This is a genomic window from Roseburia sp. AF42-8 (genome assembly GCF_003435965.1).
Classification (GTDB): Bacteria; Bacillota; Clostridia; order Lachnospirales; family Lachnospiraceae; genus Roseburia_C; species Roseburia_C amylophila.
On the sequence record NZ_QTVB01000010.1, the window covers coordinates 46,424 to 62,164 of the forward strand.

The 15,741-nt window shown below is 41.5% G+C and carries 20 protein-coding genes; all 20 read right to left on the minus strand.

The window, feature by feature from the left end; translation table 11 throughout:
- Window positions 1–5 precede the first annotated feature (5 nt).
- Window positions 6–569 carry a signal peptidase I gene (gene lepB, locus DW059_RS06215; RefSeq protein ID WP_022242456.1) on the minus strand — a complete coding sequence of 188 codons (564 nt, stop codon included), beginning with the start codon at window positions 567–569 and terminating at the stop codon, window positions 6–8.
- A 47-nt stretch (window positions 570–616) separates the two neighbouring features.
- A complete protein-coding gene (ylqF, locus tag DW059_RS06220; RefSeq protein WP_022242455.1) occupies window positions 617–1,468 on the minus strand; it encodes a ribosome biogenesis GTPase YlqF in 852 nt (283 codons plus the stop codon).
- A gap of 30 nt (window positions 1,469–1,498) precedes the next feature.
- Complete coding sequence (lepB, locus tag DW059_RS06225; protein ID WP_197420859.1) at window positions 1,499–2,086, minus strand: signal peptidase I; 588 nt, start codon at window positions 2,084–2,086, stop codon at window positions 1,499–1,501.
- A 225-nt stretch (window positions 2,087–2,311) separates the two neighbouring features.
- Complete coding sequence (gene rplS, locus DW059_RS06230; RefSeq protein WP_022242453.1) at window positions 2,312–2,665, minus strand: 50S ribosomal protein L19; 354 nt, start codon at window positions 2,663–2,665, stop codon at window positions 2,312–2,314.
- A gap of 115 nt (window positions 2,666–2,780) precedes the next feature.
- On the minus strand, window positions 2,781–3,836 hold the full coding sequence (locus DW059_RS06235; RefSeq protein WP_022242452.1) for a type IV pilus twitching motility protein PilT: 1,056 nt from the start codon (window positions 3,834–3,836) through the stop codon (window positions 2,781–2,783).
- A 19-nt stretch (window positions 3,837–3,855) separates the two neighbouring features.
- Window positions 3,856–4,347 (minus strand): hypothetical protein, encoded by a 492-nt coding sequence (locus DW059_RS06240; protein ID WP_117698196.1) that lies wholly within the window; start codon window positions 4,345–4,347, stop codon window positions 3,856–3,858.
- Complete coding sequence (locus tag DW059_RS06245; RefSeq protein ID WP_117698197.1) at window positions 4,340–4,795, minus strand: hypothetical protein; 456 nt, start codon at window positions 4,793–4,795, stop codon at window positions 4,340–4,342. The genes DW059_RS06240 and DW059_RS06245 overlap by 8 nt, the downstream gene beginning before the upstream one ends.
- Window positions 4,796–4,805: 10 nt before the next feature.
- Window positions 4,806–5,294: a DUF4860 domain-containing protein gene (locus DW059_RS06250; RefSeq protein WP_158552059.1), complete on the minus strand. Its 489-nt coding sequence runs from the start codon at window positions 5,292–5,294 to the stop codon at window positions 4,806–4,808.
- 17 nt (window positions 5,295–5,311) lie between these two features.
- On the minus strand, window positions 5,312–5,530 hold the full coding sequence (locus DW059_RS06255) for a hypothetical protein (protein ID WP_117698199.1): 219 nt from the start codon (window positions 5,528–5,530) through the stop codon (window positions 5,312–5,314).
- Between the two features lie 140 nt (window positions 5,531–5,670).
- Window positions 5,671–6,723: a type II secretion system F family protein gene (locus tag DW059_RS06260; protein WP_117698200.1), complete on the minus strand. Its 1,053-nt coding sequence runs from the start codon at window positions 6,721–6,723 to the stop codon at window positions 5,671–5,673.
- 15 nt (window positions 6,724–6,738) lie between these two features.
- Window positions 6,739–7,710, minus strand: coding sequence for a transglutaminase-like domain-containing protein (locus tag DW059_RS06265; RefSeq protein WP_242986142.1), 972 nt, complete (start codon window positions 7,708–7,710; stop codon window positions 6,739–6,741).
- Between the two features lie 10 nt (window positions 7,711–7,720).
- Window positions 7,721–8,197, minus strand: a complete 477-nt coding sequence (locus DW059_RS06270) for a signal peptidase I (RefSeq protein ID WP_242986144.1) — start codon at window positions 8,195–8,197, stop codon at window positions 7,721–7,723.
- A 1-nt stretch (window position 8,198) separates the two neighbouring features.
- Window positions 8,199–9,296 (minus strand): MucBP domain-containing protein, encoded by a 1,098-nt coding sequence (locus DW059_RS06275; RefSeq protein ID WP_199534315.1) that lies wholly within the window; start codon window positions 9,294–9,296, stop codon window positions 8,199–8,201.
- Between the two features lie 3 nt (window positions 9,297–9,299).
- A complete protein-coding gene (locus DW059_RS06280) occupies window positions 9,300–10,058 on the minus strand; it encodes a hypothetical protein (protein ID WP_117698202.1) in 759 nt (252 codons plus the stop codon).
- 13 nt (window positions 10,059–10,071) lie between these two features.
- Window positions 10,072–10,851 (minus strand): hypothetical protein, encoded by a 780-nt coding sequence (locus tag DW059_RS06285; RefSeq protein ID WP_117698203.1) that lies wholly within the window; start codon window positions 10,849–10,851, stop codon window positions 10,072–10,074.
- Window positions 10,848–11,372, minus strand: coding sequence for a hypothetical protein (locus tag DW059_RS06290; protein ID WP_117698204.1), 525 nt, complete (start codon window positions 11,370–11,372; stop codon window positions 10,848–10,850). The genes DW059_RS06285 and DW059_RS06290 overlap by 4 nt, the downstream gene beginning before the upstream one ends.
- A gap of 18 nt (window positions 11,373–11,390) precedes the next feature.
- Window positions 11,391–12,365 (minus strand): DUF5979 domain-containing protein, encoded by a 975-nt coding sequence (locus DW059_RS06295; RefSeq protein WP_117698205.1) that lies wholly within the window; start codon window positions 12,363–12,365, stop codon window positions 11,391–11,393.
- Window positions 12,362–13,258: a class C sortase gene (locus DW059_RS06300; protein ID WP_117698206.1), complete on the minus strand. Its 897-nt coding sequence runs from the start codon at window positions 13,256–13,258 to the stop codon at window positions 12,362–12,364. Before DW059_RS06300 ends, DW059_RS06295 begins: the two co-directional genes overlap by 4 nt.
- 3 nt (window positions 13,259–13,261) lie before the next feature.
- Entirely contained in the window at window positions 13,262–14,110 is an 849-nt protein-coding gene (locus DW059_RS06305) for a class C sortase (protein WP_117698207.1), read from the minus strand.
- A 121-nt stretch (window positions 14,111–14,231) separates the two neighbouring features.
- Entirely contained in the window at window positions 14,232–15,698 is a 1,467-nt protein-coding gene (locus DW059_RS06310; RefSeq protein ID WP_117698225.1) for an isopeptide-forming domain-containing fimbrial protein, read from the minus strand.
- Window positions 15,699–15,741 lie beyond the last annotated feature (43 nt).

Below are 15,741 nucleotides of genomic sequence, written 5' to 3' on the forward strand. Positions count from 1 at the left end.
TTTTATTACTGATGCCGGATAAATCCAATTTTATCAAATGGATAGATTCTAAGCCATGCTTTTCCTATGATATCCGCCCGCTTGATATTTCCAACATCCGGGAACCTGCTGTCCTTGCTGTAATTGCGGTTATCTCCCATCACAAAATATTCATCCTCACCTAATGTAATCGGGTCTGATGCAAGTCCCGGGTCTTTAATAACCTCTCTTCCATAAGATTCTACCAGTTCTTCTCCGTTAATCAATATCTCTCCCTTATCGGTAATCTGTACCGTTTCTCCCGGCATTCCGATAATCCGTTTGATAAAATAAGTGTCTTCCTTATACTGATACGGAAATACAATAATATCAAAACGTTCCGGTTCATGAAACCGATAGGATATCTTATCTACAATCAGATTATCTCCATTGGTAAGGGTATTTTCCATGGACGAACCATCCACTCTGGTCCGCTGTCCAACATAACGTATCATCAAAAATGTCAGTACCACAATCACAATGAGATATAGTATGAAACTGACACTTTCCCTTACCGCCTTTCCTCTTTTGCCGCGTTCTTCTTCCTTCATATCTCCGTCTTGCTCCAACTCTTTTTGATTCCTATTCTTATTTTATCTTATGCTTCCACTTCCGGTTTTTCAAGTGAAATTTTACCAAGCTTTCCGGTACGGAATTCATCCAGCACCAGTGCAGCGGCTTTGGCATAATCTACTTCATTTCCTTTTTTGATACAGCCACGGTTTAAGGCAATTTTCTCCAACATCTCTGCCGGTGTTCCCTCTTCTTCCATTCCATATCTTTCCTTTAATACACCCGGATACTCTTCCCGCAGAATCTGAATCAGTTCCAGTGAAAGTTCATCAATATTTAAAATATCATCTTTGATAGAACCTATCAGTGCCAGTCTTAACCCAACGCTCTGGTCTTCAAACTTTGGCCATAAAATACCCGGTGTATCCAAAAGTTCTACATTCTTATTCAGGCGAATCCACTGCTTGCCCTTGGTTACACCTGGCTTATTTCCGGTCTTGGCGCAGGCTTTTCCCGCAAAAGTATTGATAAAGGTGGATTTTCCCACATTTGGGATTCCCACTACCATAGCCCGCACCGGACGGTTCTTGATTCCTCTTCGTAAATCACGCTCCGCCTTTTCCTTGCAGGCTTCTGCTATAATTGCAGACACCTGCTTCATGCTTCCTTTATTTCTGGCATCCATGCGCACTACATAATAGCCCTTTTTCTTAAAAAACTCTGTCCAGCCTTCATTTTTTCTTTCATCTGCAAGGTCAGATTTGTTCAACAAAATCAGACGGGCTTTTCCTTTTCCCAGGGTATCTATATCCGGATTTCTGCTGCTCACCGGAATTCTTGCATCCACCAGCTCTATTACTAAATCTACCAGTTTTATATCTTCCTGCATCTGACGTTTTGCTTTCGTCATATGTCCCGGATACCATTGAAACTGCATCTTATTTTCCTCTCTTCCCTTACTGTCCTTCTATTTGATAAAACCGATTTTCCGGAGCGGAGAAATCCGGAACCATGCTTTTCCTATAATATATTCCCGTTTTACATTTCCAATATTGGCATAACGGCTGTCCTCACTGCTGTTGCGGTTATCTCCCAATACAAAATACTCATCTTCCCCTACCGTAATCTCTTCGGATGCCAGTCCTGCATCTTCAATGGCAGCTGTATCTACTTTTTCATCAAACAGCTCTCCATTTACATAGACTGCTCCATTCTTTATCTGTATCTTATCTCCCGGCACCCCAATGACACGCTTTACATAATAATGCGACTTTTCATTTCCATTTGGAAGAAATACAATAACATCATTTGCTTTTGGTTTCTTCAGTTTATAAACAAAACGATTAACCAGAATCTCTTCTCCGTTCTCTATCGTAGGGTTCATGGACTGTCCTACCACAGTGGTCCGAAGTCCGATAAAATATACAAATACAAATGAAATCACCAGGACAATTGCAATCTCAATGACCCAGGTGCCGATTTCCTTCAGCAGTGGTACATTTATTTTCTTTCTACGTCTGCCAAAATTCAGACCACGAACGCTGCCTCTACGCATAATCTTATGTTCTCCTTCTTACCTAAATATCATTCGATATATCTGCAGAAACTGCCACCGGCAGCTTCTTATGAATACGTGGTAACTACGAGAAACACGCTTTGCGAGTTTCTCGAGTTATCGCGGTGCTCGCCAAATCTGCATGCAAGCATGCGATTTCTCTCGCTACTCGCGTAAATACAACAAGAGGGACGATACACATTGGCACGTCCCTCTGACAGATTCTTATTTTACTAACTCTTTTACTTTTGCTTTCTTACCGATACGACCTCTTAAGTAATTCAGCTTAGCTCTTCTTACTTTACCAGCTCTTACTACTTCAACCTTCTCTACGTTAGGAGAATGTAATGGCCAGGTCTTCTCTACGCCAACACCATTAGAGAATTTACGAACGGTAAATGTCTCACGGTTGCTTCCGCCCTGTTTCTTTAATACAACACCTTCGAAAACCTGAATTCTTTCACGGTTTCCCTCTTTGATTTTCGCATAAACCTTAACGGTATCTCCTACACGAAACTCTGGTGCATCTGCCTTTAACTGCTCTGCTTCAATGTTCTTAATAATTTCACTTGCGTTCATTTTGTGACCTCCTGTATATTTTGATGTTCTTAATGCATTCATTTGCAACAGAGGACCATCGCCTATTCACAACTGTTGTATTGTATCATGTTCTCTATGCCTCGTCAAGCTATTTTTATAAGCGTTTCTGTAACATTTCCGGATTGGATGCATAAACCAGTGCTGTCTCTTTTGTAATCTTTCCTTCCTGATACAATTTCAAAAGACTGCTGTCCATGGATATCATATCTTCCCGGTTCGAGGAATATACAACGCCGTCAATCTGTGGCACTTTATTCTCACGAATCATATTGCGGATTGCCGGTGTCACAGTCATAATTTCAAATGCCGGGATCACATTGCCATTCACATCCGGCACAAGCTGCTGGGAAACAATCGCCTGCAGCACCATGGAAAGCTGTACTGCAATCTGCCGCTGCTGATTTGCCGGGAACACATCAATGATACGGTCAATGGTATTAGCCGCTCCTATGGTATGTAAGGTGGATATAATAAGATGACCTGTCTCTGCTGCCGTCATAGCAACACCAATCGTCTCGTAATCACGCATTTCTCCAAGAAGGATCACATCCGGACTCTGCCGCAGGGATGCACGCAATGCCGTTACATAATTTTCAGTATCTACATTTATTTCACGCTGGCTGATAATTCCATGCTGATGGCTGTGCAGATATTCAATCGGATCCTCTAACGTAATAATATGCTTGGCACACCGGCGGTTCAGTGCATCTACCATGCAGGCTAACGTGGTAGACTTACCACTTCCTGCCGGTCCTGTTACTAATACCATTCCCTTTGGCTGCAGACCAAGGTCAATGATATTCTGTGGAATTCCAATGTCCTCCGGCTTCGGCAAATCAAAGGTAATCACACGAACCACTGCTGATAAAGCACCTCTTTGCTTATAAGCACTGACACGGAATCTTGACAGTCCCTGCACCGCAAAAGAGAAATCATCATCCCCATGCTTTAACAACCGGTCAATATCACGATGGTCCGCAAGTTCATATATCTGCTCTAAATAATTTTCTGTCTCAGGAGGCATCAACCGCTCCCCCTCTTCTTTTATAATTACATTATTCGAACGATATGATATCGGAAGTCCGGCTATAATAAATATATCTGATGCGTGTTCCTCTACTGCTTTTCGTAATACTTCTTTTACATCCATAATTTTCCCACCAATCTCTTTATTTCTGCTGCTCCATCAACGGAAGTCTGGTTTCCTCCTGTCTTACATCAGTAGCAGTTTCTTTCCATTCTAATATGCTCCATTCCAGCATTTTTCCTGTCTCTCTATCCGTCTCTTCCGTAATTGAAAGCTTTACACGTAACTCCTGGGTGTCCGTCTCCGGCACACAAAAGCTTATGGTATCAGCTGCATCCTTCACCTCCGGCAATCCGGAAATTTCCTGCAGCGCCATTTCTTTATTTTCGGATTCTTCCAGAATAGCATCTATCTCTGCTAAGACATCATTTGCCTTGTTACATGCTTCATAATAGGCACTCATCTTATCTGCCGCCCGTTTACTGTATTTATAATCCCGCAGGGACGAAGATAATGACAACACTGCGAATAATAAAAAAGTCAGAATCAATACTACCACTAACAAAAAAGAGTATCCAAAAGGACTGGCTATACGCGGTCTGTGTTTTTCTTCATATAATGCACTCTTACTCATCTTCTGCTGCCTCTCTCTGACTGATTACTCTCTTTAGTTCCACTTCATAAATAATCTTATCTTTCTCCCCGTCCTTCTGCTTTACTGCAAAATGACCGACCATCCGCTGCTTCGCTTCACCCAGTGTAATCCACAGGGTATATTCCGCATCTTTCGTCTTACAGTTCTCCCAGTCAGCAGCAAAGGATACCAAAAATGTATTATCCTCTTTCTCATAATAAGAATACTCTTCCTTCAGATAATCTTCCATATCTGTTCCGGAGCGGAATACTTCTGCTGCCGCTGCAGCCTTATGTACTGCCATATTCATATTTCCTGCATCTTCACTGATGCAATGGGATTTTACAAATAGCTGCAATCCCACCGCTGCAGCAATACAGAAAAATAAAATCGATATCATAAGTTCCAGTAAAAATACCCCGGAACGTCTTGCCTGCCCTTCTATCATATGCCTTCCTCTATTCCTGTCTTCTGCCGACAACAGCCACCACAGTATCCATTTTTCTCCCATCTTCCGACGTACAGGAAAAATGCAATAATCCATTTTCCAAAGCTTCCATTTTAAAATCTTCAACCGGAATGACTGCCTTTCCATCCGCTGTACTTACAGCAGTTCCGGACCGGACAAAAAGCTCTTTCAACATGCCATCCTCTTCAAAAATATAGGTGCAATATTCTTCTCCATCATAATCCTGACGGATTATAAGACTGTCTGTTCCATCTACCGAACCAATAGTAACTGTCCCATTATCATTCTGATGAATCTTCTCCGTAAGATAAGACAATACTGTTCTGCTTTCATAATTTTCATCTGCCATAGTCGTCGTATCCTGATAAATATCTGCTGCCAGGATAAGCACCAGAAGTCCGCAGATTGCCAGCAGCCCAAACAATGCCCATGGAAATAATATATCAATTGTATGTTTTCTGGCGGTACTCTCTGCCATATTCATCCCTCTTCACTCTAATTCTTGCGCTCAATTACTGTCACATCCGGCATAATGTTTGCTCCAAGCAGCTGGTAGTCCACAAAAAACTGCTCCTTATCATAGGAAAAACCATACTGTTCTTCCAGATACGAAAGACTGTCCGGGTAATGTCCTTCCAGCACATAACACTGCACGATTTCTCTCTGCAGAGCCTCTTCTAAAGAACGTTTTTCCTCCTCTTTACTATCCGCCATCAATCGGTTCAATCCATGGCAGGTCAATAAAATAATACAACAGGAAATGGCCACCGTAAATAATATCTTTGCCCAGACAGAATGCCTTTTTCATGAAAAAAAGCCTCTTTCGACGAAATCCTTCCATATGCATCTCCTTCTTACAGTCCTGCCATAATTCCCATCAACGGAAGAATCACGGATAACAGTATCATTCCGACAATAACAGACAAAATAATTACAAGTGTCGGTTCTAATATTGCAATATAAGAAGACATTCTCTGATCAATTTCTCTTTCATACTGTCTTGCTATCGTCTCTAATGTTTCATCGGTCTCTCCAGTTTTCCCGGAAATCACCAGCATCCTCTCATACAAGCCCTCAAATATTCCGGCACCGCCTACTGCTGCTGCAAAATCCTCGCCCTCTTCCATTTTCTGGCTGCATTTCTTAATCTTCTTTGAAAAATTCTTATCTGCAATCAATTCGTCTGCAAATTCCAGTCCCTTTTGCGGATTTTGTCCACTCTTTAAAGTCAGATACAGGCTGTCTGCGAAACGGCATGCTGCGATTTTATCGTATAAACCATGAAACAAGTGCATTTTTCTGCTAAAACCGGCAAACGCTCTTCGTCCTCTGCTGCTCTTTACAAAATAAACAAATACTCCAACGATTACCGTCGCTATTGCAATGAATACAATTGCATAATTCGAAATTGTTTTTCCCAATGCCAGCATACCACCGGAAAATCCGGTCATCTGTCTGCCTAACTGGTGAAATACCTGTTCAAATACCGGCATTACTTTTGTCAAAAGTATCACAATTACAGCTATCATCATAGCAACCATAATCAAAGGATATGTAAGTGCACTTTTAATACTCTTCTCTATCTCATCCTCACGCTCATAATGGTGAGTCAGCCCATCCATAACATCATCCAGTGTACCTGTTTCTTCTCCTATCTTAACCATCTGAAGAAGATAATCCGGAAATACACCGGTCTTTTCCAGTGCCGGATATAACAGTCCTGTATTTATCATTTCATCATACATTACCTGAAGTATTGCCTTTTCCTGCACATCCTTTGCATCTTCCAGTAATAATGACACCCCCTCAACTGCCGGAAAGCCTGCATGCAGAACCATTGTCATCTGGCTGCAAAAAGATGCACATTCAAGATTTGACAGCTTTTGCTGTTTTTTACTTTTTCCCATACTTTTCTTCCTCTCTTAATATGTGTACTTTATAATATAACGGCTTCCGTCGCCAATATAATCTTTTACGGTATCATCATCATTATTGGCTGCCAGGGTCGGATCCATAAGAGACCAGTCCTTTCCATCAAAAGATATTATATTATCTACCCAGCCTATCTCATCCACATAACAGCTGATCCACGCATGATAAGCCTCACCCGCATATCCTACCTGAAGTTTGGTTGGAATTCTCTGCGAACGAAGCATCGCTGCCATCAATGCTGCATAATCAAAACAGATTCCTTTTCCGGACGAAAGTGTTTCATCTACATCCGGCACATATCCATATGCAACATTCTCTGCTTTTTCTTCATCATATGTAATATTTTCAATTACATAATGATAAATGTTGGTTACTACATCAAGGTCACTGCCGCAGCCTGCTGCCAGTTCTTCCCCTTTCTTTACCGCCTTGGAATTCTCATCAAAATCCACATAGCAGTTAGGTGCCAGAAATGGGACAAATTCATCCGTAATGGTAACATCAATACTCTGGGTAAATGCTGTTGCATACAAATTTTCTTCTACTGATGCAGCTTCATATAAGGTCAACTGGTAAGTACCGCTTCCCTGTGTCAGTGGATATACAATATACGTTCCATTCTTTGTCACCAGATAGGTATATGCTTCCCCTTCCGGTGTCTCTATCTGGAATTTCACTTTTTCATTGGTTCCGGTATAATTAAGCATCACATAACCATCGGATGCATGCGATGCATCAATGGCAATCTGATCTGTCCCATAAGCCACTTCCCCGGAAGCCTCCGGATGTAATACTTCTGCTGTCGCATCACGATTTCCCTTTGCGGTATCATTGCTGCTTTGTTCCGGAGAATTCTTCTCTCCGCCGCAGCCTCCCAATGCACAGCTCATCAGCAATAGCCCTGCGGCCATCCATACTATCAGGTAATATTTCTTACTGTGCCGGCTCTTCTGCCTCTGCATGACAACACACCTATTCCTTTTCCTGTATATTCCTGCTATCTGTACCTATATATAATAAAATTGCCGCCAGTAATACAACTGAGACGATTACAATTTTACCGTAAAAGGTTACCATAGCTGCAAATATCCCTCCTAATACCGGAATGGTCAGGGTTACTTTTCCAATTACCTGTGCATAGGAAACCGGGGAAATATCCTCCGCTTCATTTGCATCTCCTTTGGTAATCAGCTGACCGGACACCACCTGATTCTTCACCACACGATGGGTAATGATAATTCCCGCATCTGTATCGCTCCGATATGCCACAACTTCACCTTCCATAAGTTCTGCCGGTGCTTCTTCCCTGACATAAATAAGACTTCCTACCGGAATCGCCGGTTCCATGCTTCCGGTTACAACTGTATAAATATCAAACCCTGTAAGCCTTGGTAATGTCAATGGTATGCAAATCAGAATCACCAATATCAGAAGAGATACTCCTATCATACTACAGATTCTGGCTATTGTCCTCTTTTTTCTTTTTGTTTTTCCCATTCGTTAATGCCTCTGCTCTGACATTCATTTTCTTTCTTCGTAATGCAAAAGCAGTAAGAGCCACAAGTCCTGCAACTGCCGCTGATGCTACACCAATCAGCAATGGCATATTTCCTGCCGGTCTTTTGGTCTTCTCATCCTTTTGCTGCATATCTGCTAACGGAGTTTCCTCATCATCAAGATTTACCAGTTCCTGCGGAGTCTCTTCATCCGGAATATTTACATTTCTATCTGCCCCTTGATTATTATCCGCATTGGCATCATCTGCTGCATTCGCATTGTTTGCTGCATTTGCATTGTTTGCTGCATTCGCATTGTTTGCTGCATTCGCATTATTTGCTGCATTTGCATTGTTTGCCGCATTTGCATCATTTCCGGCATTTGCACTGTTTGCCGCACTCTGTGTATCCGCCGTGTATACAAACGTAAAAATGTTTTCCGCTTCATTGCTGTTTAAGGTTTTCGTCAGATTATATGCCTGCGGACGATAATTTTCAAAATATTTAAACGCCACCACCGGCTGGTCACCCACTGCACCATAGAAGGTCTCACTGTCTGAAAGTGCATTTCCATTGGCATCCTGATAATTCACAGTATATGCTACCATATTTCCCGCAATTGCATATGCTGCTACATACTCCTGATCAGATTCTACCACAAAGGCAGATTTTCCAACAGTATTATTATCCCTTCCGCTCTCCCGGATTCCACCAATATAATATTTTCCATCTTCCTTTAGCTGAATACAGGACTGTGCCCGAACCATAACCCGGTCACCATATTTCAGTCCACTGATTTTTATTTTTTCTCCCTGGCTTTCCTTTTCAATCTGATAAGAAGAACCTGTTATATGATTGTCTACTGTAATTCCATTCGTATCTGAAAAATATCCCTGATTTCCAGAGCATAACGTTACTATATAGGTATATTCTGTTTCATTTCCACCAACTTTTGCCCATGCCTGTACCGGAAATGCCAGTGTAAGTAATGTTGTAAATAAAATACTTCCGCGAAGAATACGTTCCATTCTTTCTTTTATTTTATTCTTCATCCCTTACTCCTCCTTTTCCAACCGATTTTCAGCTGCCTCATCTTCTTTTCGTGTCCTCTTCACTCTCACAACAAAAAGGACGACTAAAACAAGTCCTGCCGCCAGAGCAAGTGCCGAAAAAAGAAGCACCTGATTATTGTCACCCGTTTTAATAACGACATGATTCGACAATGGTGTTGAACCACTGGATAATAATTCTACCGCAAAATTCATCTGCAATTTTGCCAGGGTATCCTGATAGGTATTTCCCTGTGTCTCACCTTCCAGCTTTACGGTTAGTGCAATCTCTGCTTTTTCACCTTTCGCAAGCTCATCCAGATAGAAATAATCTTTCATTGCATTGGTTGCCTGGTGAAGACCTTCACCACTTTCTCCTACCGTATCTCCACCTACATTTTCACTGCTGTATAAAATACGGTTACTTCCATCCGGAGCCGTAAAAGAAAGTATGTACGAATACGCTCCTCCGGAAGCCACACTCTGTGAATCCTCAAGGCTCTGTAATACCTGATTTGTCATATACCACTGCGTATCCCCATCATAGGTATTCTTTAACTCCAGTCTGATATTTACCGTATCTCCCGGCTGAAGCTGATATATCGCATCATCAATATCTGCATTTTTAAATGTGCTGTTTAATTTTTCTCCATCAAACGTTACGTTCCAGTCATCACCGCCGGAAAACTCTTCTGCCTGTACCTGAACAGAGGCTGCTGCAACCAGAGCCAGAGCTGCCATGATACCAATCCATTTTCTCTTCATCTCAGTCTCCTCCTTACTGCAGTAATGTCAGATTTCCATTGGAATCAACAGAAACATCAACTCCCCAGGCACTCTTAATCGCATCCTGCGCATTGTGTGTCTGTACGGCATCCACTTCTGCCTCTACATGAAAGGAAACCCCATTATAATTAAATGTTGTAGTAGTGGTCTTAAGTCCATTTTCCTCCGTTGTATGCTCCGTTACCTTTGACGTAATGGAATTATCAATCTTTAAAGTATCAGAAAATGCCGGTGTACTCTCACCCACCTTCAATACCGATGGCCAGTAAAGAACAGTTCTCTCCTCCGTAGATGCATTTTCATCCACAATCCAGCCATTCTGGGTCAGGTTTAATTCAATCAAACTCGGAGCAAGTGTTGTTTCCTTGCTTCCATCCTCATTCTTCCAGCTCTTATAAATTCTCACACGGACATATTCGTCAATATTGCCACTGTTTTTTACGGAAAGTGCTTCCTTATAATTTCTTCCGGCTACCAGCTTTCCATCGGTCTCATCCAGCATATCTGTAAGAAGTGCTCCCTGATTTTGCTTCCAGGCATCATCACTTCCTGCATAATCACGGCTGCTGATATTCTTAGAACCCTTGACAGATTCTTCCACCAGAGTCACTCCGATATCATACATTTCCATCTGTGCAGTATAATTCTCACTATAGTAAGTAAGTGCTGCTCTCGCACTTCCAACCGCACTTCCTGCCAGAAGAAGTACTGCTGCACCCAATAATAAAAAGGTTCCTTTTCTTCCCTTCATTACTTTTTTCAATCGGCTCATTCTTCACCAGCCTCCCTTGCATCTGCAGTTCCTATATCTGTCCTGGTATCTGCAATCCGGTTCCAGTCTGCATATGGTGTTCCATCCTCTTCATAGAGAACCGGTGTACACTCCTGAACGACCACTACATTAAAACTCTCTTTATATTCCTCCGGTATTGCTATTTTGGCTAAAAGTTCTTCTGTATTGCCACTTACCGGAACAATATCACTATAATACCAATAGCCATCTTCGCCCTGATTCCATGACAAGCCGGACATAGTTAATGTAATCTGACTTCCTGCGAATACCTTTACTCTGACAAAGCAATCACTTTCTCCTGTATTTGTAAGTACGATATGCTTCTCCATATTTTCAACTTTTTCTTCTATTGTAGTTTCATTACCAAGTGTAATCGGATATCCTCCTTCCGCTTCCACATAAGTTGTAAAATACGCCATTGCCGGTGGCACTGCTGCCCCTGCAAGGAATACCAATGCTGCTGCAGTCAGCCAGAACACTTTTGTTTTTTTCTTCATCATCTTATATTCCAGCCTCCTTTATTCTTCCTTTACACTATTATCCGGTAATTGTGTCCACTGCCATCCCTCATCTTCATCATAATCGAAATGATTGGTCACTCCGTAACCCGGATTCAATCCATGGTCATATGTATTATCAAACTCCACTGTTACGATTTCATCCGCACTGATTTCTGCTGTCTGCTGTGGCTCACTTACCAGTCTATAACCAGCCCCACTATATACCTCTGTCACAGTAACTTTTGCACCTGCCGGAATATGATCTGCAATTGCCGCTTTCGTTCCTGCCGATGAATGTGTGGTCGATACTACATTACTGTATACCGTATTACCATTTTCATCTACTGCTTCTATCGAAAATACAAAGGTTACCTCTTTCATTGTCTCATTATAGTTATCAAGATTTTTCTGTATAAGAAGACTTCCATACCGTGGAGAACGTTCCGGTTTTAGATTTGCTGTAACCTCATAAATCCATTTGTTTTCTGCGCCTGCAGAATGAAATGCCTGATTATCCGGCAACGCAATCAGACCTGGATTAAAATTATACTCATAAAAACCGGTTGATGCAGATTCAACCACAACAAGATATATCCCAGAATTCAGTTCTTTCTCTCCTGTTCCATCCGTAATCGTGCATTCTGTATCCGGGGTTTTATCCGAAGCAAGCTCCGCTGCCTTCGCTGTCATCTCTTCCCATGTAACATCTCCATTTACCGCATCTTTTAAAGAGAGGGATTTAAATTCTGATGTTTCGCTGTACTCTCCTGCTGCATCCACAGTCGCTACCTGATATATTTTAGCATGCAGTTCCATCCCATTCAGTTCTTCCGTATATTCTTCGCCCTTCGGCACAGATAAAGTCAAAGTACAAGGTTCTGCCGGATCTATTACATTGGTGGCATATGCAGATGCCACATGTAATCCTGCCGCTGCCAAAAACAACGTCAGTAATCCCGCAATATACCCTTTCTTTATTTTTAACTTTTTCATTTTCCACCCTCCTTAGAACCTCTTGAAGCTTTTCTATCTCGAATAATCTTTATCAAAACTGTAATCAGAATTGCTGCTGCAACTGCCAGTATTGCATATAACATATAATAATCTTTCACCGTCTGAAGCATAGATTCATTGGCTATTGCCTTCTCATCATCCTCTCCATTATGCGGGACACTGTGACCACGCACCAGCAGTCTATGGCTGTTTACACCATATGGGGTGCAGGTGAAAAGTGTTACATAATCTTCCCCTTCGACATTCTTCATTGCATCTGTCAAAGTATCCGTATCATCCTTTTCTACCATCGGCAGAATCTGATCCACTTCATATGCAAGCACCTTATCCAATACATGCACATAGAATTTATCACCTTTTACAAGCTGGTCAATATCGGTAAAAAGTTTCGCACTTGGCAGTCCGCGGTGTGCTGCCAGTACACTATGTTTTCCCTCACCACCAACCGGAAGACTGGTTCCGGACATATGACCTGCGCCAATCTGTAATACTGCCTCCGAAGTTCCATGATAAATCGGAAGTCTCTGTTCTATTTTCGGGATGGAAATATATCCCATTATCCCATTATCTCCCGGATTTAATACGGACCAGTATTTACTTCCTCTCATATTCTGTTCTTCCTGCGAAAACGCATCCCCATCGAAGGTATTATTACCTATCTGGGAATTATATTCCTCTGCCATCTCCCAAAGCTTCTGATAGTCTACTTCATCCATATCTGCAACAGTTTCTTCATAACTGGCAATCGCCCTGCTCTGATGGTATTTATTCCATTGATCTGCCACAGTCGGATATGCAAAGATTCCCAGTCCGACCAGGAAAACCAGTCCAAGCAGAATTCCAGGTAATTTCTGCTTCCATTTCTGTTTCATTCCCTACTCCTTTTTCCTCTTCCAACTAAACCGCTGCCAAATCAAAAGTCCCAGTAAAATCCAGAACAGTAATATAATCGCAACTACAATTGCAACTGCAGAAGTATTAACAAGATATCCATCTGCCATCACAAAGTTACCGCTTTCCTCCTGTGAAATCCGCTCACCCCTTACCAGCAGCCGATGAGAATTGATTCCATATGGAGTGCAGGTCATTAATGTACAATAATCTTTTCCATCTTCAATTGTAAGATTATTAATTTCCTGTGGTTCTACAATTTTAATCTGATTCACCTGATAAGTCAGTTTACGATCCAATACGGTAACGGTAAAGGTATCTCCTGCTTCCATTTTATCCAGATTTGTAAAAAGTCTTGCAGACGGAAGTCCTCTGTGTGCAGAAAGAACACTATGTGTGCCTTCTCCTCCAACCGGCAAACTACTGCCCTCTAAATGGCCTGCTGCAACCTGTAATACTCCTTCCGAAGTTCCATGATAAATCGGGAGTTCCACACCTAACTTTTCAATTGTAACATAACCCATGATGCCGGTGCCGGAAATATCAAGAATGCTGTTATAATCGCCAGCCTCTGCATAATTCAGAAATGGCCGGTTCACATCCTTTAATTTTTCATTGTAGGTATCAGCTTTTTTTAACATTGTGTCTTTTTCTTCTTCTGTCAGTGATTTTACGGCATTACTATAAGACGCAACGGCTCTTGACTGGACTTTTGAATTCCAGTAAGAACTAATTGGTGGATACAGCATCACGGAGAGACCTATGATAAAAACAAACACTAACATTACATTCAGTTTATCTTTCTTAAATAATTTCTTTAATGTCCTCTTCATAGATTTCTCCCTAATGCTGTCAAAGTCCCAGCGAGCGGGAATTTTCTTCCAGTCTCGTTCGTGTATAAACCGGCGGTTCACCGGAAATTCCCGGTGAATTACCGCCGTTCATCTTAAAATTCTAGTTTTTTGCAGTACGTTTTCTTGCAATTAACAATACAGCTGCTACAATCATGATAATTGCACCTACGGTATAGAAAATCTTAGTACCGATACCACCGGTTGCAGGAAGTTCAGTTCCACTTAAGTTCTGTACATCCGTGGATACAGCACCTGTTCTTAAAGTTGCTGTAAAGATTGCTTCTGTTCCTTCTGAAACAACCTTTCCAGAAGCATCCTTTACTACTAATGTCTTTAATTCCGGATTATCTGATGTTGTATCATAGGTTGCTTCTACTGAAAATACAAGATCATCTGCTTTATTGTATCCTGCCGGAACAGTTGTCTCAACCAATTTATACTGGCCTGCATCTACACCTTTGAAATAGAAGGTTGTTACTCCTGTAATCTCATTTCCAACTGCAACATAATCACCTGTAGTGCTGTCTAATTTGTAAAGGGTAAATCCTGCACCCTCAAGAGGAGCATTGTTACCGTCTACCTTATTTGCAATTAAATTATATGTAAATACAATAACTTTATCTTCCGGAGTTACACCTGTGCCATCCCCATAAGGATTGTTGCTGTATTCCAGTTTGGATACGTTGGTGTTTCCACCTTCACCGATTACTGCATTTTCATTCAGTTTTGCGGTGTAATTTACAACTACTTTACTTCCAGCTTTTACTGCTTTGATATTCTTTAAATCTGCAAAACGAACTTCAAAAGTGCAGCTATCATCTAAATCTTCTGTAACTACTTCATAGCCGGTTGTTACTGCTGTTCCGTCCACTGTTACAGTTACAGAATCTGCATTGAAAGTAAGTCCGTCAGACATGGTATCATGGAATGCATAATAATAGCTTCCATAGTTATCGTATTTTGCATCTACAGTACCGGTTAACTGGAACGGTACATCATCTCCGATATCGTAATCTGCTGCATCCTGCCAGTCACTTTCTGCACCGGTAGAGTCATTTTTCTCTTTTACTTTCTTTTCAAGTTCCGGTCTGTCTTCCTTTGTTGTTACAGTTACGCTGTCATTTCCAGCTGTGTCTAACATAACAAGGGAATAGGTATCACCTTCATCACCTGTTTTTGTTTCTGCAATCAGGTAATAACCCTGATCAACACCGCTAAATTTATCATCGGATGTTTTTGCTTCCGGCTCTAATGTCTTGATTTTTGCAAATACTGCATCTGCAAATGCACGAATACCATCTGCATCTAATCCTGAAATGTAATTAATTACATCCTTATCTTCTGTTTTTCCTGTTACTTCTTTCAATGCTGCTGCATACTTATCATTTAATGTGTATGCAAATTTTCCTTCACCACCATCTGTAGCATTCAGCAATCTGTATGCCGCATATTCAGAACCTGCTGCGCCATTTGTAATTGTAATGTCTGCTGCATAAACAGTAACACCCATTGCAAATGCCATAACCATTGCAACCATTGCTGCAAAAAGTTTTTTCAATTTTTTCATCTTCTTTCTCCTTCTTTGACCTTTTAATATATTTGATACCTGA